The sequence below is a fragment of the Novosphingobium sp. genome (genome assembly GCF_039595395.1).
Lineage (GTDB): Bacteria > Pseudomonadota > Alphaproteobacteria > Sphingomonadales > Sphingomonadaceae > Novosphingobium.
The window spans coordinates 105,008-126,686 of the sequence record NZ_JBCNLP010000006.1 but is presented as its reverse complement, the minus strand read 5'-3'; the positions used below and the strand labels follow the sequence as shown (position 1 = coordinate 126,686).

Here is a 21,679-nt window from a genome sequence, read left to right as displayed (position 1 = left end):
GCCCGCCCGAGGACCGCCCGAAGTGCAACTGCTGCTTGTCGAGGATGACCCGCTGATCGCGCAGGAGCTGACCGGCAGCCTGAGCACGCTGGGTCATGACTGCACCCATTGCGCCACCGGAGCCGGGGCGATCGGCGCCTTTGCGCAAGGGAGTTTCGACGCGATCATCCTCGACCGCATGCTGCCCGATCTGACCGGCACCGGCCTGCTCGACCATCTGCGGGCGCGCGGGCCTCTGCCGCCGGTGCTGATGCTTTCGGCTCTGGGCAGCGCGCGCGACAAGGTGGAGGGGCTCAACGCCGGGGCCGACGATTATCTGGCCAAGCCTTACGATATTCACGAGTTGAACGCCCGGCTTGCCGCGCTGACGCGGCGCGGGGCACAGGTGCATGGCGATGCGATCACGCTCTCCATCGGGCGCCTGAGCCTGGACGCCGCCAATCACAAGGTGCGTTTTGGGGCCAGCCAGGCGCATCTCAACCGCGTGGAATTTTCGCTGCTGCTGTTCCTGATGCGCCATGCCGACAAGCTCGTCACCCGCGCCATGCTGCTGGAAGGCGTGTGGAGCTATGCCTTCCAGCCGGTGACCAACATCGTCGACACCAACATTTCGCGGTTGCGGCGGCGCCTGCAGGAGCTGGGCTGCGATCCCATCATCACGCGGCGCGGCGAAGGCTATATGCTGATGGGTGACCAGTGCGTCTGAGCGAGGGTGAGCCCCGCATTGGCCGCCTCTCGCTGCGCATCGGTGCGGCGGTGGCCTTGGGCATGGCGCTGGCGGCGCTGATCGTGCTGACGCTGACCAGCCTGCAATTCTCGCGCGATCTCGATGCCTCGCTCTTCAAGGAGATGGGCAAGCTGATGCCCGCCGGAGCGCCGCAGGATACCGCTTCGGTGGCGGATCGGGTGGTGAAGCGGGCGGCCTCGCGCTCCACCTCGATGAAGATCGCGTTGCTGTATGATGCCTCGGGCCGCCGCATCGTGGGCCGCGTGGACCTGCCGCTGCAGCGCGACGGCGTGGTGACGCTGAGCTATCGCGATGGCGATTCCAAGCCCAAGGATGGCCGCGCCTACACCATCCGCCTGCCCGATGGCGCGCATCTCACCGTGTTGCACCACGATGAGATGAAGGAGGTGGTGCAGCATATGCTGCCCGCTCTGGTGGCCTGTCTGGCGCTGGCGGGGGCGCTGATGGGCATTTTCGCCAGTCGGGCGATGGCGCGGATGATCGCCGCGCGTCTGGCGCTGACCCGCGCCACCGCCGATGCCATTGCGGCGGGCGATCTGTCCAAGCGCATCCCGGTCGAGGGGATGGAGGGCATTTTCGCCGCTCAGGCCGACAGTTTCAACAGCATGATCGCCCGCATGGAGGAGATGGTGGAAGGCCAGCGCCATTTCGCCAGCCATCTGGCGCATGATCTGCGCACGCCGCTCACCCGCCTGCGCGCGCTGCTGGGGCGCGAGACCGGGGATGCGGAAGATTTCGCCACCATGCGTCTGGCCGCCGAGCGCGAATGCACCGCGATCATCGCCACCTTCGAGGCCATGCTGCGCCTCTCCGAAATCAAGGCCGGGCGCCATGATGCCCCGCGTGAGCCGCTCCCTCTGGCCGAACTGCTGGAGGATGTGGGCATCACCATGGAACCGGTGCTGATGGAGGCCGATTGCGCTTTGGCCATCGGACCTTTCGCCCCTGCCACGGTGGTGGGGGATCGCAGCCTGCTCCAGCAGCTTTTCGTCAATCTGCTGGAGAATGTGGCGCTGCACACCGCACCGGGCACCAAGGCCCGCCTCGCCCTGCGCCGCGAAGGCGATGAGGCCGTGGTCACACTGGCCGACGATGGCCCCGGCCTGCCCGAGGCCGACCGCGCCCGCGTGTTGCGCCCCTTCGAGCGCGGCAGGGTTGCAGCATCCTCACGCGGCAGCGGGCTTGGGCTGGCGATCGCTCAGGCGATTGTACGCTTTCATGACGGCGGCTTGCGGCTGCTTGACGGAGCGCCGGGGATGATCGTGGAATTGCGCTTTCCGGCACAGCCCCTGGCCCCGCAATCGACTATGACGGCGACAGAAAAAGCGAACCTTGCAAGCTTGTCATCTTTGGCCGGGGGTTCTGTCATACCGCTCACCTAGGCGGCCTTCCAACCCCTTCTGGAAGGTTCCCTCATGCGCTGTCCGATCCTGCTCTGTGCCACATCCCTGCTTGCCGTCGCCACACCGGCGCTGGCCCAAAGCGCGCCGTCTGAAACCGATGGTGACGCCCGCGCGATCACGGTGATCGCCACGGCGCTGCCGCTGGCGCCATCCTCGATGCCGCTCAATGTCACGCAGCCGACCTCGGTGATTCAGGAAGGCTTTATCGCCAACAACATCGCCCCGCTGGCCAGCATCGACGACATCATCAAGTTCCAGCCCAGCGTCTGGAGCCAGAACCCCAACGGCCCCGGCATTGGCAAGGCCGAGACCATGGCGATCCGCGGCTTTCAGGATGGCCAGTACAACGTCACCTTCGACGGCATTCCTTTCGGTGACTCGCAGGATCTGCACCACACGACGTCTTCGCTGTTCATCGCCCATGCGCTGCAGCAGGCACAGATCGATCGCGGCCCCGGCAGCGCCAGCACCATCGGCAAGGCGACCTTCGGCGGCACGGTGGGCTTCCTCTCGAAAGACCCGCTCGATCACTTCGATGTCGATGCCTATGGCACGGCGGGCAGTTGGAACACCTTTGCCGGCGGTGGGCGCGTGGACACCGGCGACATCGGCGGCTTCCGCATGTTCCTCGAAGGGCAGCATGAGCAGACCGACGGCTATCTCACCGGCTCGAACGAGAAGCGCACCAATGTCATCGGCAAGGCGATCTATGACGTCAGCCCGACCACGCGCCTGACCGCGCTGGGGAGCTGGAACCGCGAAAACCAGTTCACCACGCAAGGCGCCACGCTGGGCGAATATGCGCAATATGGCAACAATTACGGCCTGTGTCAGAACAAGGCCGCCATGTGCTATTACGGCTATCAGCCCAGCCGTTATGAGACCGACTTCGAATATATTCGCCTCGAAACGCGCCTCGGCCCGGTGAAGATCGACAATCAGGTCTATCACAACGGCTTCATCCACGATTACACCGAGTCCAGCGACGCATCCGACACCAACACCGCCGACAATGGCGTGACCTTCTACAGCCCGACCAAGATCGGCAGCAAGGTTGCCACTTACGCCAGCGACATCAAGGGCAAGGCCACCGACGCGGTGGTCAGCACCTGGGGCGATACGCTGCGCTTTGCCGTCAACACGAAGATGGCCGACATCAAATGGGGTGTGTGGTTCGATTCCCAGCATGACGACCGCTTCTCCGAAACCGTCGACATTTCGCAGGGCGCGATCCCCGTCACCGGCAAGACCGGCACGGCCTATTCCTATATTTACGAAGACAAGGGCACGACATGGCAGCCCTATCTGCAGGTCGATCTGCATCCCGTAGAGGGCCTGACCATCAACCCCGGCATCAAATACACCAATTACAAGCGTGACCTGAACGCCACGCTCAACAAGACCGGACCCAATGGCCTGACCAGCATCACTTATGATGCATGGCAGCCCTCCATCGCCGCGAACTATCGCCTTGCCGAGGGTTGGTCGGCCTATGCGCAGGTGGCGCGCGGCTTCCTGGCCCCGCCGATCGCCGTCTTCCAGGTGCAGGACCCCACGCAGTTGAAGCCCGAACTGACCTGGAACTATCAGCTCGGCACCGTGCTCCACGGCAAGCACTGGAGCTTCTCGGCTGACGGTTACTACATCGATTTCAGCAACTTCCTCTCGCCGCAGACCACCATCGTCAACGGCACGGCGGAAAGCAGCTATGTCAATGCGGGCGGCGCCATCTACAAGGGTCTGGAGTTCGAGGGGCAGTATGTGCTGGCCCATGGCCTGTCCTTCTACGGCAATGCCACGCTGAACTCGGCGCATTACAAGGGCACCGGCGCCACGCTGGAGGAAGCCCCCAAATGGACCGCCGCCACCGGCCTGATCTATGAAAACAAGCATGGCCCCTTCGGCTCGCTGATCGGCAAATGGGTCGGGCCGCGCTATGGCAATGACAATGGCAATGTCGCCATGGCCGCCGGCTATCTCAACGGCAGCACGGCCATCGCGGCGGGCACCATCGACGATCCCACCAGCCATATCGGCACCACCTTTTCCGCCGATCTGGCCGCGGGCTGGCATTTCGACAAGGTCTATGGCCCGCTGCATCAGGTGACCGCCTCGATCAAGGTCGGCAATCTGTTCAACAGCCATCAGGTGACGGACTATGCCGGCACCCAGTCGGCGGTGCAGAGCGGACAGCAGGCGGCCTACAACCTCTATTGGCGCCAGCCGGGCCGGAGCATCTTCTTCAATCTGGAGGCGCATATCTGATGCGGGGCGTTCTGAAATCCTCGATGGCAGCGCTGATGGCGCTGTCGATGCCAGCCAGCGCCGCCTTTGCTGCCGATGCCGCTCCGGGCTGGACACTCGACCGCGTGGTGGTGGTGATGCGCCACGGCATTCGCCCGCCAACCAAGGCCATGGCCCTGCCGCAAGGCATGGAACCCGCAGCATGGCCCACTTGGGATGTGGGTTGGGGCGAACTCAGCCACCACGGCGAACAGGCCGTGGCCCTGCTGGGCGCCTTCGACCGGGCCAGCTATGCGCCGCTGCTGGGCAACGGTTGCCCCGCGATCCATGCCGTGGCGGATACCGATCAGCGCACTGTGCGCACCGCGCAGGTCTATGTCGCGGCGCTGCTGCCCGGCTGCGCGGTGAGCGTTGAACACAAGGGCGCCGATGAAAGCGACCCGCTGTTCCAGCCCTTTGAGAGCGGCGCCACCCTGCTCTCGCCCGAGCAGACTTTGGCCTCGGCCAACAGCGTGTTGCCGCGCGGCGGGGCTGCGGCGCTCGATCGCAGTCTGGCCCCGCAATGGGCGCTGATCGACCGCATTCTCGCCTGCAGGACCGCCCCCTGCATCGCCGCCAAACCCACCACGCTGAGCGCGGGCGAAGGCAAGGTGAAACTGGCGGGCGCGCTGGGTCTGGGCGGCAGCTTTTCCGAAACGCTGGCGCTGGAATATGCCGATGGCAAGCCGATGAGCGAGGTCGGCTGGGGCCGCGCCAGCCGCGCGCAGATCACCAGCCTGCTGGCCCTGCATGCGCAGGAGTTCGCGGTGACGGCGCGCCCGGCGGCCATCGCCCGCGCCGGTGCCGCCAGGCTGCTGGGCGCGGTGGCGAGCGCGCTTTCCGCCACCGATGCACCCGCCTTCAGCCTGTTTGTCGGCCATGACGGCAATCTGTCGCTGATCGGCGGCGCTTTGGGCCTGCACTGGCACGCGACCCAATTCGCTCCCGACGACCCGCCCCCCGGCGGCGCGCTGATCTTCGAGCGCTGGCGCAACAACGGGGGTCGCTATCGCCTGACGCTCCGCTTCCGCGCCCAGAGCCTCGACGAGATGCGAGGCCTCACCCCGCTGGCCGCAGAGGATGTGCAGCCCCTGCCTTTCGCCGCCTGTCAGAGCGAGGGATGCGATGGCGAAGGGCTGCGCAAGGCCCTGTCCCCGCAATAGGTCCGCGCATGATGCCGGGAGGAGCCCTCTCCCGGCATCATCTCATCGCTGCAACAAGCCTCTCATGGAGAGCACAAAAGCCGCGCAGGCAGGCATCGCGCGAGGCCACCAGACGGCTCTCGACACCCACCGAGGCCAGCGCGGCGGCATAAAGGCGCGACAGGGGCTCATTGCCGATCAGCGGTACCGGCGCCTCGGCCAGACCGGGGCAGGCATCGAGCGCATCGGCGATCTCCGCGCCGATCAGCAGGCCGCGAATGTAGGACGCGCTCTCACCGCGCGGCAGATCGCCGCGCATGACCCGCGCCCGCGCGCCAAACAGCAATGTGCCAAGCCCCAGCCGCCGCAATCGCCCGGTCGCCACACCGGCCTGAAACGCCTCGCCCTCCCTCGCTTCGCCCTCGACGATCGAGGCGAGCAGGCCCTGCCCGGTCAGCCGGTCATAGATCTCGCCCGACATGGCGGTGAAGAAATCAACGATCCGCCCGCCTTCCAGCCGCACCCATTTGGTATGCGTGCCCGGCAGGGCAGCGACGCCATCGCCATGCCCCATGGCGACCAGCCCCAGCAGCTCGACCTCTTCGCCGCGCATCACATCGGGAGCATCGTCGAAGGCACGGCGGCAGGCCACGCCGGGAACGATCCGCACCACCGTTTCCCCGATCAGCGCGGACAAAGCGGATCCGGCAATGTCGTCCGCGCCCGCCGGAGCATCGGCGTAAGGCGCCTCGGCCCAGCCGATGTTCGATCCGATCATCCCCGAGGCATAGGCGGGCCCATGGCCGGGCCAGCGCTCTGCCAATCCCCGGAGCATGGCCGCCATGCCGCCGCGATCCAGCCCGGCCACACCGCGCGGGGCCGCATAATCGTCGATCAGCGATCCATCGGCGGCGATGCGATAGGCGCGAAAGTTCGAACTGCCCCAATTGATGCCGACAATGTCTTGCTCAGCGACGCGTGACACGGGCGCCTCCATCGATGGGATGGACCGCGCCAGTGATCCAGCCCGCCCGGTCCGAGAGGAGAAACAGCGCGAGTTCGGCAACCTCCTCGGGCAGGCCAAGGCGACCGAGCGGATGGCGCAGGACATTCTCGGCGCGGGCGAGGACAGGATCGGGATGCAGGTCGAAGGAGGCGCGCAGCAGCGGCGTGTCGATCGAGGCTGGAGCAATGGCATTGACGCGGATGCCGTAAGGCGCGAAATCCAGCGCCGCCGTGCGCGTCAGGCTTTCCAGCGCCGCCTTGGAGGCCGCATAGGCCGCCAGCGTCGGCGTGGCAAAGCTGGCGTTGATCGAGGAGAGCAGCAGGATCGAGCCCCCGCCCCTCTCGCGCATCCCCGGCACCAGACGGCGCATCAGCCGCACCGCGCCGATCACATTGACGTCATAGAGATCGACATAATCCGCCGGATCGGTCTCGAGCACCCCGCCCGGCACCGAGGCCGCCGCCGCATGGACCAGCAGATCCACCGGGCCCAAGGTCGCCTCCAGCCGCTCCATGGCCTCGCCCAGCGCGGCGTCCGCGCGCAGATCGGCGACAAGGGAAAGTTCCGTGCCCTCAGCCACGGCCAGATCCAGCCCCGCCACGCGTGCGCCTGCCGCCCGCAGCCGCGCGGCGATGGCCGCGCCGATCCCGCTTGCCGCCCCGGTCACCAGCGCCACGCGGCCAGCCAACTCCTTGTTGTCCACGCCTGTCTCCCTGCCCATCGCTCAGAACTTCACGCTGACACTGGCCTTGAACATACGCCCGAAAAACAGATTGGTGTGCAAGGCCTCGGCGGTGCCATCAAAGGTGCGCTGATGTTCGTTGAGGATGTTGTTCGCCTCCAGATTGACCGACAGGCTTTTGGTGATGTCGTAACGGAAGGTCGTCGACAGATCGGTGTAGGCATCATTGTAGATGCCCGTGCCCGCCGCCGACAGGCTGACCAGATAATCGTCGCGCCAGTTGTAGGCGACGCACAGGCTGACCGGCCCCTTCTCGTAATAGCCCACGACGTTGACATTGTTCTTCGACAGGCCCGGAAAAGCCAGCACGCGCCCCACCACATCGCGGATCGGGGTGGAGGAATCGATGAAGGAATAGGTCGCCATGACGCCAAAGCCGTCGAAGGGCCGGGGTAGGAAATAGAAGGGAAGCTGCACCAGCGCCTCCACGCCCTTCACCTTGGCGCCATCCCCATTGACCCGGCGGTTGATGAGGTAATTGACCCCGCCATAGGTTTCCGCGCTCTGCTGCGAGACGATGAAGGTCGAGACATCCTTGTAGAACAGCCCCACCGACACCAGCGCCTGCTTGCCGAAATAATACTCCATGGAAGCGTCGAGCTGATTGGCCTTGTAGGGCTTGAGATTGGGCGCGCCGCCATTGCCGGTGCCCGGCGTGATCTGCACCCCGTTGGAAAACACCGCCGTGTTGAACAGGGTCAGGCCATTGTTGAGATCGACGGTGTTGGGGAAGGCCACCACCTTGGCCGCGCCCAGGCGCAGCAGCAGGCCATCGGCCAGCTTCGCCTTGGCCGTGGCCGAAGGCAGCCACTCATCGTCATTGCGGCGGAAGGTGGTGGGCGTGGCGGTGCCGTCGCTGGCGATCAGATTGCCGATCGAGGTCAGTTCGCGATGGACATAGCGCACGCCGATGTTGCCGGTGATGTCGAGCACACTCTCCACCGCGAAATCCAGCTTGCCATAGCCTTCGTAGAAATTTTCCTTGATGCGGTAGGTGCCCGCCAGCGCCGTGGTGGTGTTGGTGGGATTGAGGCAGGCCGCCGATTGCGAGACGGCGGGAAAGGCGCTCCAGCTGCCGCAGCCGCCGGTGATCGCATCGGTGGCGGTCAGATAGCTGCGCGGCAGCCCCGCGAAATCGCCGCTGGCAAAATCGGGGTTGGACCGCAGTTGAAGGTAGTTGCCAAGCTGCGTCGCGGCGATACCGCCAGTGGGGCGGATATCGGCCAGCGCCGGGTTGGTCAGATTGTCGAGATGCTGGAAACGCGCGCCGACATGCAACGTGTCGAGGATGCCGCGCCCCAGCTTGAAATCCCAGTCATTGCGTGCCGCCGTCGCGGTGGTGCGCGCACGATAGAGATTGTCGAACAGGATGGTGAAGTTGAGCTGCGAGGGATCGGTCAGATCAACGCCGCTGATCTTGTAGGCGCCCAGATCGCCCTTGGTCAGATCGAAATCCACCGTCGGGTTGATCCCGCTGCGCGGCTGCAGGCGCAGATAATTCTGGCGATAGCTGGAGGAGGAGCGGTTGAAGGAAAGCTCGGCGCTGCTCTGGATGCCGTCCACCACATTGAACTTGCCATGCAGCGCGCTGGACCAGGTGTCGGCCTTGGTCTTGGCATATTCGGTGTTGGTCAGCACCGGCCCCAGGGCCCGGCCTGACAGCAGCACATTGTCAGCCGAATAGGTGGCATTGCTCAGCCCGACCAGCGGGTTGAAGGAGAGCCAATAGCGTTTGCGGTCCGAAATCAGCTTGGAATAGAAACTGTCCAGCGTCACTTCGACATCCGACGAAGGCTTCCATTGCACCACGCCGTCGAGGCCGAATTTGGTGCGCGTCTCGGCGATTTCCTCGGGCCGCACATCGGACAGGCCGAAATGCGAGGCCCCCGCGCTGTCGGTAAAGCGCGTGTATCCGGCAAAGGTGTCGAGCCCCTGCTGCGACAGGCGCCGCCGCCCGTAGGAGGCCGACAGCAGCACGCCCAGCGTATCATCGGCAAATTTGCGCGAGACGAGGCCGAACATCTCGTAACTCGGCTTCTTGGTCAGATCGTCATAGCTGGCCCCACCGCGCAGCGCGGCCTGATTGGGCCCGTCGAGCGGCTTGCGGGTCGAGATGTTGATGACGCCGCCCAGCCCTCCGGCGATTTCGTCGGCGCCTGCCAGCTTGGTGACCTCCAGCCTGGAGATCAGTTCCGAGGGCACCAGCGCCAGAATACCATAGGTGGAGCTGCCAAGCTGATCGAGCCCCGTGCCGCCGCGCCCGGTGGAATCGACGATCTCGCGCCCGTTGAACAGATAGACGTTCTGGCGCAGGCCGCGCACCGAAATGCTGGTGCCCTCGCCAATGCCGCGATCGACCTGAATGCCCGAAACACGCGCCAGCGATTCAGCGACATTGCGGTCGGGCAGCTTGCCGATGTCGTCGGCGACGATGGCGTCGACGAATTGTGCGGCATTGCGCTTGATGTCGCGGGCCTGTCCAAGGCTGCGGCGGATGCCGGTGACGATGATCTCCTGATTTTGCGCAGCATTTTGCGGCGCCGTGGTTGCGGCGGGCGGCGTTTGATCCTGCGCCTGCACCCCGGCACCCCAGCCTGCGGAGACCAGCGCACTCGACACCAGAACCCGGCGAATCACATGCCCTTTCATCGGCTATCCCCTCCATTGTGCTGATTTTTTGCAGAAGGACGGTGTTCCGTCTCACCCTCTCTTAAAATCGCTATTAAAGCACCATTTTTAGTTTAGCAAGCGGATTGACAGGTTTTATTGCGCATATACAATTCACATATAGCAACAAGTATCTCCAGGAGGGGAACCATGACCGAACTCAAGGGGGTCCTGCCGATCCTGCCCACCATTTTCACCGGGGCAGGCACCATCGATGAAGCGGGAACGCGGCGCGTCCTCGACTACATCGTCGCCTCGGGCGCGCAGGGTGTGGTCTTTCCGGGCCTCGCCAGCGAATATGACATGCTCTCACGCGAGGAACGGCTGCATCTGACCGCCCAGATCGGCATATGGCTGGCCGGGCGCATTCCCTTCGTGGTCGGCGCCAGCAGCGAGAACACCGAAGAGGCCATCGCCTATGCCGAGGCAGGCGCGAAAGCCGGCGCGCAGGCGGCGATGATCCTGACGCCCAAGGCCTATGCCGGCGATCTGACGGCCATGACGGGCTTTTTCGCGGACGCCCATGCAGGCTGCGGCATCGCCATCATGGTGCAGAACGCGCCCGCCCCGATGGGCATCGGCATGCCGTTGGAGCAGGTCGCGCAATTGGCGAAAGCCGTGCCCGGCATCCGCTATGTGAAGGAAGAGGCAGCCCCCTCCGGCCAGCGCATCACAAAGCTGAGCGATCTGGCGGGCGATGCGCTGGATGCGGTGTTCGGCGGCGCGGGCGCGCGCTATGTGATCGACGAAATGGTGCGCGGCGCGCGCGGCACCATGCCCGCCTGCGAGGTGACCGAAGTGCATGTGCGTATGCTGACCGCCTTCGACGAGGGCCGCGAAAAGGACGCCCGCGATCTGTTCGAACGGACCCTGCCACTGCTCAGCATGCAGGCGGTCTTCCGCTGGCGGCTGACCAAGGCGGTGCTGCAGCGCCGGGGCCTGATCGACAGCGCCTTCACCCGCGCCCCCGGCCCCGAGCTGGACCGCTATGACCACGCCGAACTGGATGCGCTGCTGGCTCGGCTGGGCGACCTTACCTCTTTCGATCCGGCACGAAAGGTCGCATGATGCGCATCGCCTCCGTCGAGACTTTCATCGTCACCGTCCCGCGAGAGACGCCCTATCTCGGCCCGCTTGGCCCCGGCGAGAGGGTGAATGCACGGGGCTATCTCGTGCGCCAGGGCAATGGCACGATCTATCCCACGGTGGACCGCTCGATTGTGGTGCGGCTGACAGCGGCGGATGGCAGCATGGGCTGGGGCGAGACCTATGGCATCTGCGCCCCGCGCGCGACCTGCGAGATCATCAACGATCTGCTCGCCCCCGTGCTGATCGACAGCGAAGTCCACGATGTGTCCGCGACATGGGATATGCTCTACGATCTGATGCGCGTGCGCGGCTGCTCGGGTGGTTTTCATGGCGACGCTCTGGCCGCGCTGGACATTGCGCTGTGGGATCTGGCGGGCAAGGCGCGGGAGCTTCCGGTGCGCGAACTGATCGGCCCCGTCGTCCATCCCATCATCCCCAGCTATCTATCAGGCCTGCCCGCCGCCACGCTGGCCGAGCGGGTCGCGCTGGCGCAGAGCTGGCAGGCGCGCGGCATCCATGCCTTCAAATTCGCCGCCGTGGTCAGCCATGAAGGCATCGTCGAGGAAATGGCGGCCCTGCGCGCGGCGCTCGGCCCGCAGGCCGAGATCCTGATCGACCTGCACTGGAAATTCACACCGGACGAAGCCCGCGCCCTGATCGCGCAATTGGAACCCTATCGCCCCCGCTTTATCGAGGCGCCGCTCAAGCCCGAAGCCATGGCCGATCTTGCCGCCCTCGCCGCGCAGAGCCCGATCCCCATCGCGGCGGGCGAGGAATGGTACACCGCCCATGATGTCGCCAACCGGCTGGCCTTTGGCCCCATCGCCTATGTCCAGCCCGAGATGGGGCACACCGGCATCACCCAGATCCTGCGTATCGCGCAGCTTGCCGCGCGGCATGGCATCGCCGTCGCGCCGCATGCCACCATCGGCGCCGGGATCTTTCTGGCCGCCAGCCTCCAGGCCTCGGCCACGCTGCCCGGCCTGTGGAAGCATGAATGGCAGCATTCGGTTTTCACCCGCAACCTGGCGCTGCTCCACACCGATATGGCCCATGACGCCACCGGCTACCACCTGCCCACCGGCCCCGGCCTCGGCGTGGAGCCGGGCGACGCTTTCCGGGCCGCGGCGGAGCTTGTGTCGTGACCCAATCGCCGACCCGATTGGCAAGCGCCCAACCCTGGTGCATAGGAGATCACTGTGCGCGCTAAACTCAATGCCCAACCCAATCAGAGCCTGATCGATGGCATCGCCACACTTCAGGCGCTCGCCACCTCGCCCGAGCCGGTGGGGGGGCGCGAACTGGCGCGACGGCTCGATGCCGACCCCACCAAGATCAACCGCCTGCTCAAGACGCTGGCCTATCTGGGCATCGCGCGGCAAACCGCCAACCGCAAATACACCCCCGGCCCCGGCATGCATGTGCTGGCCGCGCAGAGCCTCTTCGCCTCCGGGCTGATCCGCCGCGCGCTGCCGGTGCTGGAGGGTTTGCGCAAATTCGGCCACACGGTCGCTCTGGGCGTGCTGTGGGGCGACAGTGTCAGCTATCTGTTCCACGCCCCGCCCGGCATCGAGGTCTCGGCGGGCCTTGGCCGCATCGGCCTGCTGCCCGCCAGCACCAGCGGCATCGGCATCGTCCTTCTGGCCGAGCATGAGGACGATGAGGTCCGCGAGATCTATCAGGACCGCGAGATCCCGATGTTCCCCGAAGGCATCGAACAACTGCTGGCCAAGCTCGCCGAGGTACGGCGGCTCGGCTATGCCCGTGTCCATGTCGCAGATGAACGCGATCATCATGTGGTGGCGGTCTCCACCGGCGACCCTGCCCATGCGGGCCTTGCCCTTTCGGGCTGGATTCCCGAGGGTGCCACCGATCCGCTGGTCGCCGCCCTGCGCGAGGCCGCGCCCGAAATCGGGGGCTGACCATGCACATTCCGACCAAAGCGGACGCCGGGCAGCCCTCGGCGCCAAGCCGCATGCGCTGGGTCATTCTGGCGCTGCTCTTTGCCTCGACCGTGCTCAACTATGTGGATCGGCAGACGCTCTCGATCCTGGCGCCGCTGGTGCAGCGCGATCTGGGCATGGACGATCTGGGCTATGCGCATATCGTCCAGCTTTTCCTGATCGCCTATACGGTGGCCTATCTGCTGGCGGGCTGGCTGACCGACCGGCTGGGCACGCGCCTTGCGCTGGCGATCTTCGTAGGCTGGTGGTCGCTCGCCAATATGGCGACCGGCTTTGTGCGCAGCGCAGGGGCGCTGGGCGGCGCGCGCGCCATGCTGGGCCTTGGTGAGGCGGGCAATTACACCGCCGGCCCCAAAGCCATCTCCCAGCATTTTCCGGCCAGCGAACGCGGCTTTGCCTTCGGCACCTACACCGCAGGCGCCATGGTCGGCGCGACGATTGCCCCGCCCCTGATCGGCTGGCTGGCGCTGACCCATGGCTGGCGCGCGGCCTTTGTGGCGACCGGCGCGCTGGGCTTTGTCTGGCTGGTGGCATGGCTGGCGGTCTATCCGCGCGACAGAGGCGAAAAAGCCGCCAGCGATCCCACCCCATGGGCAGCGATCCTGCGTGAACGCCCCCTCTGGGGCTTTGCCCTGTCACGCATGTTGGCCGATCCGGTGTGGTATTTCTATCTCTTCTGGTTCCCGAAATATCTTTCGGACCAGCGCGGCCTCAGCCTTGCCGGCATCGCCGCGACGGCATGGATCGTCTACCTCGCGGCGGACCTTGGCAGCATCGGCGGCGGGCTGTTCTCAGGCCGCCTGATCCAGCGCGGCATGAGCCCGGCGCGCAGCCGGTTTGTCGCCCTGGCAGCGGCAGCTGTGCTGGCGCCTTTGGGGATGGCACTCTCGCTGGAGCCCTCGATCGGGCTCACTTTCGCCATCGCCGCGACAGTGACCTTTGCGCATCTGGTCTTCCAGATCAATCTGAGCACGCTGGTGGTCGATCTCTACCCGACGCGCGTGGTGGCGACGGTGTTCGGCATCGTGGCGGCGGGCAGCGGCCTGGGCGGCATCTTTTCGACCCAGCTTGTCGGGCGCCTCGCCCAATCGGGGCATTATGGGCAGATTTTCCTGCTGATGGGCATGCTTCACCCTGTCGCCGTGGCGGTGGCGTGGCTGTCGCTGCGCAGCCAGCCGCATTCGGCCTTGCGCCCGGCATAGGCCGGGTGGATCTCAGGCCAGCCCGTTACGCAGCTGCCATGCCCGCGCCAGATCGGGCCAGCGCGAGATCGGCCAGGCCGGGTCGCCCCTCAGGCCCAGACCATGCGCGCCCTCCTCGAACAGATGCATGTCGATCGCCCCGCCCGAGGCCCGCACCGCCGCGAACAGCGCCAGCGAATGGTCCACCGGCACCACCCGGTCATGCACCGCATGCACCAGCAGGATCGGCGGGGTGATCCCCGGTATGCTCTTGTCGAAGGACCATTGCGCAATGGCCTCGGGCGAGGGGTTCGGCCCCAGCAACGCCATCCTTGAACCGACATGCGTGCCCACGCCCAGGGTCACCACCGGATAGAGCAGGATCGCGCCATCCGGGCGGGTCAGCAGATGGTCGGCCGCGTCCAGTTCGGAATAGGTCCGGTCGTAAACCTTGGTGGAAAGGCAAAGCGCCAGATGCCCGCCAGCCGAGCCGCCCATCACCGTCACCCGCTTGGGATCGACCTTCCACCGCCCGGCCCCGCCCGCGCGAATAAGCCGCATGGCGCGCTGCGCGTCCTGCAGCGCGACCACAGGCCCGTCGCCCCAACGGTCGGCGGGCAGGCGATAGCGCAGCACAAAGGCGGCCACCCCAAGGGCGTTCATCCAGCGCGCGGATTCATAGCCCTCACGGTCGATCCCGACGCGGGAATAGCCGCCGCCCGGTATGATCAGCACCGCAGCGCCAGTCGGGTTGGACGCGGCGAAATAGGCGATCGTCGGGCGGGTGACATGCTCGGCAACGCGGTAACGCAGACCGGCATTGTCCCATTGGTCATCCACCGCTTCGGTTACTGCGGGCACCGGGCCGCCGGGCATGCTTCCCGCAGGCCACAGCGGCACGATCATATCGGGTTCGCGCGTATCCTTCGAGAAGGACGCGATGTCGGCGCTCCGCGTTACCTGCCCCAAGGCGCGTGCCGCCACCATTGTGCCCGGAAGCGCTGCTGCCGCGGCCAGGATCTTGCGGCGAGAGGCCGACGGCATCTTTTGCGGTTCCAAGCTGTCCCCTCCTCTTCGGGGCTTATCGCGCCCGGTTGCGGGAAGCTTACTCAATGGTGCTATTTTAGCAATATATATAGGTATTATCTTTTTTATATCTGGAAGATAGCATATTTTGATGCTTTATATGAAACATATATCCCTGTCGCTGGGTCTGCGGGCTGCGCCCGGCAAGGGATAAAATCCGTTCATGGTGCGTTTCATTCTGTCACGCCAAAGGCTGCCGCCTTGACCAAACACGCATAGAGGAAAGGCTATTCCATGCGCCGCAAACTTCTTTCGATCGGGCTTGCCTCGCTTGTCCTGATGTCGGCCACGCCGGTTCTGGCCGATCCGCCGCCATGGGCTCCCGCGCATGGTCGCCGCGACCATGATGAAGATCGCGGTTATGATCGCGGGCGCTATGAGGGGCCGCGCCGCCTTGGTCGGGGCGACCGCATCTGGCGCGGCGATGACGGGCAATATTATTGCCATCGCAGCAACGGCTCCACCGGTCTGGTCGTCGGCGCGGCGCTGGGCGGCTTACTGGGCAATCAGGTCGCCGGGCGCGGGGACCGGACGCTGGGCACCATTCTGGGCGCAGCCGGCGGCGGCCTGCTGGGCCGGGAGATCGATCGCGGCAACGTCCAGTGCCGCTAGGCTGAGTGCGGGGGATGGGCAGGGATGTCCTCCCCTTTCAACTGGCCCCATGGATTATCATCGGGCATGCGGCAGCCATTGTCATGAAGATGGTGCAGGATCAAAGCTGAGCCCCGGACGTTGGCAAAGCGGGGCGAGGCACAGGCGGCGGGAGCACCATGACCGACATGTTCAAGGCCCTGGTGAAAGCCGCCCGGCTGGCGCGCAAGGGCCGCCCGCTCTCCGCCGTGATCGCGGCGCAGCGTGGCCTGTCTCCGGCCCGCCCGGCCAAGCGCAAAAACGTCGCGAAGGCGAAGGTCAGCCGCAAGCCCAAAACGCGGGCCCTTGCGCTGCCACGGCCCGCGCCCGGCAGCTTTGTGGCCGGAGAGTTCACCTGCCCTCAGGGCACGCTCACCTATCGGCTCTACACGCCCCATGGATCGCCGCTGCGCCGCATGCCGCTGGTCGTGATGCTGCATGGCTGTTCGCAATCGGCCGTGGATTTCGCCATCGGCACCGGCATGAACAGGCTGGCCGATGAGCTGGGGTTTATCGTCCTCTATCCCCAGCAGAGCCAGAGCGCGAACCTCGCCCGGTGCTGGAACTGGCACAAGCCGGACAATCAGGCCCGTGGGCGCGGCGAGCCTGCGGTGATCGCCGCGCTCACCCGCCATGCCATGGCGCTGAGCCGGGCCAATCCCGCACGCATCTATATCGCGGGCCTGTCGGCAGGGGGCGCCACGGCGGCGATCACGGGGGCGGCCTATCCGGATCTCTTTGTGGCCGTCGGGGTCCATTCCGGCGTGGCTCAGGGCCAGATCCGGTCGCTGGCCACCGCCATTTCGGCCATGCGGGGCCGCAGGGCTGCCGCGCCCGCAGCCAAGCTCAGGCGCCCTCCCCCCACGATCGTGTTTCATGGCGATCAGGATCGCGTCGTGCATCCGTCCAATGCGGGCGCCTTTCTTGCCAATCTCGAAAGCTCGAAGCCCGGACCGCTGCTGTCGCAGGCCTTTTCGGGAACCTCGCCGCAAGGGCGCGATTTTACGCGCAAGGTCTACCAGGCGGCCCATGGCGAGATCCTGCTGGAAGCGTGGACGGTCCATGGCAGCGGTCATGGATGGTCGGGCGGGCATGCCGGCGGGTCCTTCACCGATCCTTCCGGACCCGATGCGTCGCGGGAAATGCTCCGCTTCTTTCTGGCGCGACGGCGGCAGGCGACAAAGCCCGGATCCGCCGCGCGATAACAACCGCAACTCACCGCTTTTGCCGCTCGGGAGAGGCCATTACGCTCTAGCCACAGGCACTGGGAAGGCCTAGACAGGGCCTTGATATCACAGGCCTGCCGGGTGCGGGCCCCAGTCCCCGCGAATCTGCCCCCGCAAATCTGTCCCCCCAAACCTGCCCCCCTTCTCAGAGGATATGCCATGACGCTGCCCGCCCATGAGATCTATCAGAACGCCAATGATCCCCTGCAGTTCCGCGTGGTGGTGGCCGAGGCCGACATCCATGAGGATGCCGAACTCAATGCAGCCTATGCCAAGCTGTATGAGGGCTTCGTCGATGAGGTGACGGACAACATGCTGCCCGTCACCCATCTGGTCAGCCATATCGATGAACTGGCCGGGCTGGTGAGCGATTACCTCGCTCACGCCTTTCAGAACGACCCGAATTTCAAGCTGATCACCGATGAGGCGGCATGGCCGGAAAGCATCTGGGATCTCGACGTGTCGGAAGATGGCGACGAATTCTGGGTCTTCGACATCCAGCTTCCCGACAGCCCGCAAGGCAAGAAGGCCCTCGATGCCTTCAAGGCGGCGCATCAGATCGAAACGACCGGCTGGTAAGCTGGCCGCAAGGCAGGGGGCAGCCGGTCGGGGCTGGCCCCCTGCGCTTTGCCCTGGGGAAAGCGGTGCCCCGTTACGGATTGACCGCGAACCAGATGTGGTGGCGCAGGTCATCCTCATACCGCACGGCATCGACCGCCTCTTCGCTCACCTGAAAACCGGCATCGCGCAACTGGCGGGTGAAGGCCTCATCGGCATCGGCGGACCAGATGGCCAGAATGCCGCCTGATCGCAGCGCCTTGCGCGCCGCACTCAGCCCCGATGCGGAATAGAGGCCGTCATTCCAGCGGCGCGTCAGCCCTTCCGGCCCATTGTCGACATCCAGCAGAATGGCGTCATAGGCGTTGGCGGCGGAGTCGATCAGCACCGCCACATCCTCGACCACCAGTTGCACCCGTGGGTCATCAAGGCAGTCGCCCGTGAGCTGCCGCATCGGCCCTCTGGCCCAGGCGATGATCTCGGGCATGATTTCGGCGATGATGATCTGCGCGTCAGCCCCCAGCGCGACCAGCGCCGCCCGCAGCGTAAAGCCCATGCCATAACCCCCGATCAGGAGTTGCGGGGCCGCCAGCGCGCCCAGCCTTTGGCAGGTCAAATTCGCCAGCGACTGTTCCGAGGCGTAGATATCGGTACTCATCAGCTCATTGTCGCCGATGGCGATGATGAAATCACCGCCGCTGCGCAGCAATTGCAGCTCAACGCCATCAGGCACGCGGGCCCTGTCCACCAAAACATGCCCACTCATCTTTTTGACTTTCGGTTGGCCGGAAAACCGGCATTGATGGTTGGATGGCCCTGCCTCGCACGGATCAGCGGCGGGGGATCGCTCTGCCAAGCCGCACCAGCACCTCATCGAGCGCGGAGAGAAAGCGCGAGCGGTCCGCTTTCGAGAAAGGCGCCGGGCCGCCGATGGGATCGCCCACGGCCCCGGCGCGCAGATCGGTCATGATCGCGCGGGTCGCGATGGCCGCGCCGATCGAGCTTTCGGTAAAGGCCTTGCCATTGGGCGCCAGCACGCTTGCCCCGGCCTTCAGGCAGCGATCCGCCAGCAGAATATCCGCCGTGATCACCACGCAGCCCGCAGAGCTGGCCTGCGCGATCCAGTCATCCGCCGCGTCGAAGCCATCGCTCACGACCTCGCGGCGGATCAGCGGATGCTCGGGCACACGCAGGCGCTGGTTGCTGACGATGGTCACCTCAATGCCGTGGCGCAGCGCGACCTTGTAGATCTCTTCCTTTACAGGGCAGGCGTCGGCATCGACCAGGATCTGGCGTTCGGTCACAGCGTCACCCCGCGACAAACGTCGAGGCCGGGGGCCATAAAACGGGCGTGGCTGGCAAGGATCATAAACCTCCGACATGGACGCGGTTTGGTCCACGAAGGTTCGCGAAACGTGCCGGGTGTTCGAGCATGGCAAGGCCTGTTCCGCAGCATCCGCCGCGGCCTTGCCCGTCCCCCTTAGTCGACAATGCCCGCCACCGCTACCCCGGCAGCGCGGTTCCGGGCCTCAGCGGCGCCATGGCCACAGCACGATGAGAGAGGCCACGCTCCATCGCGCCACCGTAAAAGCCCCGATCGTCGCCAAAGCGGCGACGGCAAAGTTGCCGAGCGTTCCGGCATGGATCATCGGCGTGCCGATCAGCAGGACGACCATCACCAGCTTCATCACCGGGGGAAGCTGATCCCGGTTGCCCCAGCTTTTGACAAGCCCGCGCTTGCCGCTTTCGACAAAGGCGCCAGCCAGTCCGCCCAGAACGATGGATTCGATCAATGCCATGCCTACTCCATCGGGCCCACCGGCCCGCGCCGCCTGCCTTTTGCGTCAGGAAAGCGGCGCGCGCAATCGCCGGGGATGCTATCCGGCGGCACCTGCGGCGATGGGTGCAGCCGCGTTGATGCGCTGTCCCCGGCGAAACCATGCCAGCGTGATCCCGGCGGCGACCAGTACGGCATCCACCGCCACGCCGTCACCGCTCACGCCATGGCGCGCGGCATGGGCCACCGCTGTCACCACCAGCAGCACGCCCGTCACCCGGCGCAGCACGAGCCTGATCTCCGCGTCCGTCACCCGCGTCAGAACCGCAGCCGCGATCAGCGAGGCGATGGTCAGCCCCAGCCACACCCATGTCGCGCCCCGCTCGATCATGGCGGGCGCGGTCACGCCGGCCACGGCGGTCAGTGCCAGAATCGCCGGTTGCCCCCACAGGATGCTGGCCCAGACCCGCTCCCAATGCGGTGCTGGCCGCCCCCGGTCACGACGACGGGCCAGCCAGACGTGAATGCCGCTGGAGGTCACCACGCAGAGCGCAAGGCCCAGCAGCCCATAGGCGATCCGCACCGCCACGCCGCCGAACCAGCCGAAATGCAGGATGCCCAGCGAGCCCAGAATCTGCTCGCCCAGGGTCAGCGTGCCGGGGTGCTTTTCCTGAATGATCCGCCCGCCCGCATCGAAGACGAAGCTGTCCTGCGCGGCCAGCAGGCCGGGCCGTTCCTCGCTCAGCGCCACGCTGGCGTCGCGGTGCCCGGCATGGGTGATGGTCAGCAGATGGGGCTGGGCCAGAGGCGCCCTCGCCCGCGCGGCCGCCAGCATCGCGCCGATGTCGGGCGGGGGCGCGGCGCGCGCGTCCAGCGCCGGTCTGGGCGGCAGCAGCATGGCATAGACCTGCCCCGTATCACCGCGATAGAGCAGCATCGCCAGCGCCCCCACGATGATCGTGCTGAGCCCCAGCAGCGCCCCGGTCAGCGACACCAGCACATGGAAGGGCAGCGCCCAGACGCCCAGCCGGTTGTGCCAATCGGCCTCCTGCAGCCGCCGCGAACCGCCCAGCCGCAGATGAAACGCATCGCGCAGCACGCGCGGATGCGAAAGAATGCCCGAGATCAGCGAGGAGAGCAGCGCCACCCCCGTCAGCCCCACGATAAAGCCGCCCCAACTGCGCGGCAGATGAAGCTGGATGTGCAGGGTGGTGAGGAACTCGGTCCATGGCGTCTCCACCTCGCCCGTGATCCGGCCCTGCGCATCGGTGATCCAATTGTGCTCCTCATGGGCGTTTTGCGTGGTCAGGCGCAGGCGCGGCATGTCGTCATCGGGGAAGATGACAAAGAGCGTCTGGTCCCCCACGCGCGGCGCCACGCTGGCCACGGCGCGTACCACAGCCGCGTCGGAGATGCTCTCGACACGGGGCAGATGCGGCTGCTCCCAAAGCGTGAAATCCTGCTGGAACACCGACAGGGCGCCGGTCAGGCACACCAGATAGATCACCGCGGCAAAGGCAATGCCCAGCACCGAATGGCCGCTGAGCACCGCGCGCACGATATCGGGGCGATAGAGCCCGCCTTTGGGCGTTTTATCGCTGCGTGCCATCATGACATCCCCTTGAGAAAGGCCAGTCCGAAGCCCAGCATCGATGTGCCCGCCAACACGGCGGTGGAGCGCAACAGGCGCTGGTCGGCCAGGGTCCAGGTCATCGCCAGCCCCCACAGCAGGGGCACCAGCAAAGCCGCGATCAGCAGCCGCGTCTGCACCGCGCCCGGCATCCAGACGGCATAGCAAAAGGCGATGCCCATCGCCGCCGTCATGCCCAGCGGCCCGGCCAGCAGGCCCTTGGCCCAGCCGCGCCACGCCCGCGAGGTGCCCTCCAGCGGTTCCGGCGCCAGGGCGGAGCGGTCACGCGCCTTGCGTGCCTCGCGCCATGTCGCGCCCTGCGCCACCACGGCCAGCACCCCCAGCGGCGCCAGCGCCAGCGCGGTGGCGATGCCGGGCATCACGCCCAGCACCAGCCCCGCCCCGGCGGCGCCAGCCACCAGCAGCGCCCAGCCGGCGGCCACCAGTGCGGGGCGTTCGCGCTGGCGGTCGCGCCAGCTCATGCGCAGCAACCAGCCACCGCCCGCTCCCGCGATCACCAGCGCGGGGGCCGCGATCCATGCCATGA

The 21,679-nt window shown here is 66.1% G+C and carries 20 protein-coding genes; 11 read left to right on the top strand and 9 right to left on the bottom strand.

What is annotated here, in order from left to right; translation table 11 throughout:
• Positions 1-22 precede the first annotated feature (22 nt).
• From ABDW49_RS20825 to ABDW49_RS20810, 4 genes are read left to right on the top strand one after another with little or no spacing between them, the layout of a single operon-like run.
• Positions 23-706 (top strand): response regulator transcription factor, encoded by a 684-nt coding sequence (locus tag ABDW49_RS20825; RefSeq protein WP_343614875.1) that lies wholly within the window; start codon positions 23-25, stop codon positions 704-706.
• The gene (locus ABDW49_RS20820; protein WP_343614873.1) at positions 697-2,130 is read left to right on the top strand and encodes a HAMP domain-containing sensor histidine kinase; all 1,434 of its coding nucleotides are present in this window, start codon (positions 697-699) and stop codon (positions 2,128-2,130) included. The genes ABDW49_RS20825 and ABDW49_RS20820 overlap by 10 nt, the downstream gene beginning before the upstream one ends.
• A gap of 33 nt (positions 2,131-2,163) precedes the next feature.
• A complete protein-coding gene (locus ABDW49_RS20815; RefSeq protein ID WP_343614872.1) occupies positions 2,164-4,416 on the top strand; it encodes a TonB-dependent receptor in 2,253 nt (750 codons plus the stop codon).
• A complete protein-coding gene (locus ABDW49_RS20810; protein ID WP_343614871.1) occupies positions 4,416-5,597 on the top strand; it encodes a histidine-type phosphatase in 1,182 nt (393 codons plus the stop codon). The genes ABDW49_RS20815 and ABDW49_RS20810 overlap by 1 nt, the downstream gene beginning before the upstream one ends.
• Before the next feature lie 37 nt (positions 5,598-5,634).
• Here ABDW49_RS20810 and ABDW49_RS20805 read toward each other — a convergent pair whose 3' ends face one another.
• Genes ABDW49_RS20805 through ABDW49_RS20795 form a run of 3 tightly spaced genes read right to left on the bottom strand, consistent with a single transcriptional unit; the run spans position 5,635 to position 9,973 of the window.
• Positions 5,635-6,561 carry a 2-dehydro-3-deoxygalactonokinase gene (locus ABDW49_RS20805; RefSeq protein WP_343614869.1) on the bottom strand — a complete coding sequence of 309 codons (927 nt, stop codon included), beginning with the start codon at positions 6,559-6,561 and terminating at the stop codon, positions 5,635-5,637.
• Positions 6,545-7,285 (bottom strand): SDR family oxidoreductase, encoded by a 741-nt coding sequence (locus ABDW49_RS20800; protein WP_343614867.1) that lies wholly within the window; start codon positions 7,283-7,285, stop codon positions 6,545-6,547. Before ABDW49_RS20800 ends, ABDW49_RS20805 begins: the two co-directional genes overlap by 17 nt.
• Before the next feature lie 21 nt (positions 7,286-7,306).
• On the bottom strand, positions 7,307-9,973 hold the full coding sequence (locus tag ABDW49_RS20795; protein ID WP_343614866.1) for a TonB-dependent receptor: 2,667 nt from the start codon (positions 9,971-9,973) through the stop codon (positions 7,307-7,309).
• A gap of 168 nt (positions 9,974-10,141) precedes the next feature.
• On the opposite strand from ABDW49_RS20795, the gene ABDW49_RS20790 reads away from it, so the two are divergent.
• The 4 genes from ABDW49_RS20790 to ABDW49_RS20775 are packed head-to-tail and all read left to right on the top strand — an operon-like array spanning position 10,142 to position 14,246.
• Entirely contained in the window at positions 10,142-11,059 is a 918-nt protein-coding gene (locus ABDW49_RS20790; protein ID WP_343614865.1) for a dihydrodipicolinate synthase family protein, read from the top strand.
• Positions 11,056-12,225: a mandelate racemase/muconate lactonizing enzyme family protein gene (locus tag ABDW49_RS20785; RefSeq protein WP_343614864.1), complete on the top strand. Its 1,170-nt coding sequence runs from the start codon at positions 11,056-11,058 to the stop codon at positions 12,223-12,225. Before ABDW49_RS20790 ends, ABDW49_RS20785 begins: the two co-directional genes overlap by 4 nt.
• Before the next feature lie 54 nt (positions 12,226-12,279).
• The gene (locus ABDW49_RS20780; RefSeq protein WP_343614863.1) at positions 12,280-13,002 is read left to right on the top strand and encodes a helix-turn-helix domain-containing protein; all 723 of its coding nucleotides are present in this window, start codon (positions 12,280-12,282) and stop codon (positions 13,000-13,002) included.
• Between the two features lie 2 nt (positions 13,003-13,004).
• Positions 13,005-14,246, top strand: a complete 1,242-nt coding sequence (locus ABDW49_RS20775; protein ID WP_343614861.1) for an MFS transporter — start codon at positions 13,005-13,007, stop codon at positions 14,244-14,246.
• A 12-nt stretch (positions 14,247-14,258) separates the two neighbouring features.
• Here ABDW49_RS20775 and ABDW49_RS20770 read toward each other — a convergent pair whose 3' ends face one another.
• Positions 14,259-15,269, bottom strand: a complete 1,011-nt coding sequence (locus ABDW49_RS20770; RefSeq protein WP_343614859.1) for an alpha/beta hydrolase — start codon at positions 15,267-15,269, stop codon at positions 14,259-14,261.
• A 276-nt stretch (positions 15,270-15,545) separates the two neighbouring features.
• Here ABDW49_RS20770 and ABDW49_RS20765 point away from each other — a divergent pair, with 276 nt between their 5' ends.
• The 3 genes from ABDW49_RS20765 (at position 15,546) to ABDW49_RS20755 (ending at position 17,746) form a co-directional block, all read left to right on the top strand.
• Positions 15,546-15,923: a glycine zipper 2TM domain-containing protein gene (locus ABDW49_RS20765; RefSeq protein WP_343614857.1), complete on the top strand. Its 378-nt coding sequence runs from the start codon at positions 15,546-15,548 to the stop codon at positions 15,921-15,923.
• Positions 15,924-16,081: 158 nt separating this feature from the next.
• Positions 16,082-17,146 (top strand): PHB depolymerase family esterase, encoded by a 1,065-nt coding sequence (locus ABDW49_RS20760; protein WP_343614855.1) that lies wholly within the window; start codon positions 16,082-16,084, stop codon positions 17,144-17,146.
• A 180-nt stretch (positions 17,147-17,326) separates the two neighbouring features.
• Positions 17,327-17,746 carry a hypothetical protein gene (locus ABDW49_RS20755; protein ID WP_343614853.1) on the top strand — a complete coding sequence of 140 codons (420 nt, stop codon included), beginning with the start codon at positions 17,327-17,329 and terminating at the stop codon, positions 17,744-17,746.
• A gap of 73 nt (positions 17,747-17,819) precedes the next feature.
• Here ABDW49_RS20755 and ABDW49_RS20750 read toward each other — a convergent pair whose 3' ends face one another.
• From ABDW49_RS20750 to ABDW49_RS20730, 5 genes are all read right to left on the bottom strand, one after another.
• Positions 17,820-18,491 (bottom strand): spermidine synthase, encoded by a 672-nt coding sequence (locus tag ABDW49_RS20750; RefSeq protein WP_343614851.1) that lies wholly within the window; start codon positions 18,489-18,491, stop codon positions 17,820-17,822.
• A gap of 64 nt (positions 18,492-18,555) precedes the next feature.
• Positions 18,556-19,029 (bottom strand): YaiI/YqxD family protein, encoded by a 474-nt coding sequence (locus tag ABDW49_RS20745; RefSeq protein ID WP_343614850.1) that lies wholly within the window; start codon positions 19,027-19,029, stop codon positions 18,556-18,558.
• A 225-nt stretch (positions 19,030-19,254) separates the two neighbouring features.
• Positions 19,255-19,524: a hypothetical protein gene (locus ABDW49_RS20740; RefSeq protein ID WP_343614848.1), complete on the bottom strand. Its 270-nt coding sequence runs from the start codon at positions 19,522-19,524 to the stop codon at positions 19,255-19,257.
• Between the two features lie 78 nt (positions 19,525-19,602).
• Positions 19,603-21,114: a PepSY-associated TM helix domain-containing protein gene (locus ABDW49_RS20735; protein ID WP_343614846.1), complete on the bottom strand. Its 1,512-nt coding sequence runs from the start codon at positions 21,112-21,114 to the stop codon at positions 19,603-19,605.
• Positions 21,111-21,677 (bottom strand): hypothetical protein, encoded by a 567-nt coding sequence (locus tag ABDW49_RS20730; protein WP_343617337.1) that lies wholly within the window; start codon positions 21,675-21,677, stop codon positions 21,111-21,113. Before ABDW49_RS20730 ends, ABDW49_RS20735 begins: the two co-directional genes overlap by 4 nt.
• Positions 21,678-21,679: the final 2 nt, after the last annotated feature.

Coding starts and splice junctions, on each gene's coding strand:
- ABDW49_RS20815 (WP_343614872.1), top strand. CDS start 2,164: ATGCGCTGTCCGATCCTGCTCTGTGCCACATCCCTGCTTGCCGTCGCC.
- ABDW49_RS20810 (WP_343614871.1), top strand. CDS start 4,416: ATGCGGGGCGTTCTGAAATCCTCGATGGCAGCGCTGATGGCGCTGTCG.
- ABDW49_RS20795 (WP_343614866.1), bottom strand. CDS start 9,973: ATGAAAGGGCATGTGATTCGCCGGGTTCTGGTGTCGAGTGCGCTGGTC.
- ABDW49_RS20790 (WP_343614865.1), top strand. CDS start 10,142: ATGACCGAACTCAAGGGGGTCCTGCCGATCCTGCCCACCATTTTCACC.
- ABDW49_RS20785 (WP_343614864.1), top strand. CDS start 11,056: ATGATGCGCATCGCCTCCGTCGAGACTTTCATCGTCACCGTCCCGCGA.
- ABDW49_RS20775 (WP_343614861.1), top strand. CDS start 13,005: ATGCACATTCCGACCAAAGCGGACGCCGGGCAGCCCTCGGCGCCAAGC.
- ABDW49_RS20770 (WP_343614859.1), bottom strand. CDS start 15,269: ATGCCGTCGGCCTCTCGCCGCAAGATCCTGGCCGCGGCAGCAGCGCTT.
- ABDW49_RS20765 (WP_343614857.1), top strand. CDS start 15,546: ATGCGCCGCAAACTTCTTTCGATCGGGCTTGCCTCGCTTGTCCTGATG.
- ABDW49_RS20760 (WP_343614855.1), top strand. CDS start 16,082: ATGACCGACATGTTCAAGGCCCTGGTGAAAGCCGCCCGGCTGGCGCGC.
- ABDW49_RS20755 (WP_343614853.1), top strand. CDS start 17,327: ATGACGCTGCCCGCCCATGAGATCTATCAGAACGCCAATGATCCCCTG.
- ABDW49_RS20750 (WP_343614851.1), bottom strand. CDS start 18,491: ATGAGTGGGCATGTTTTGGTGGACAGGGCCCGCGTGCCTGATGGCGTT.
- ABDW49_RS20740 (WP_343614848.1), bottom strand. CDS start 19,524: ATGGCATTGATCGAATCCATCGTTCTGGGCGGACTGGCTGGCGCCTTT.
- ABDW49_RS20735 (WP_343614846.1), bottom strand. CDS start 21,114: ATGATGGCACGCAGCGATAAAACGCCCAAAGGCGGGCTCTATCGCCCC.
- ABDW49_RS20730 (WP_343617337.1), bottom strand. CDS start 21,677: ATGGCATGGATCGCGGCCCCCGCGCTGGTGATCGCGGGAGCGGGCGGT.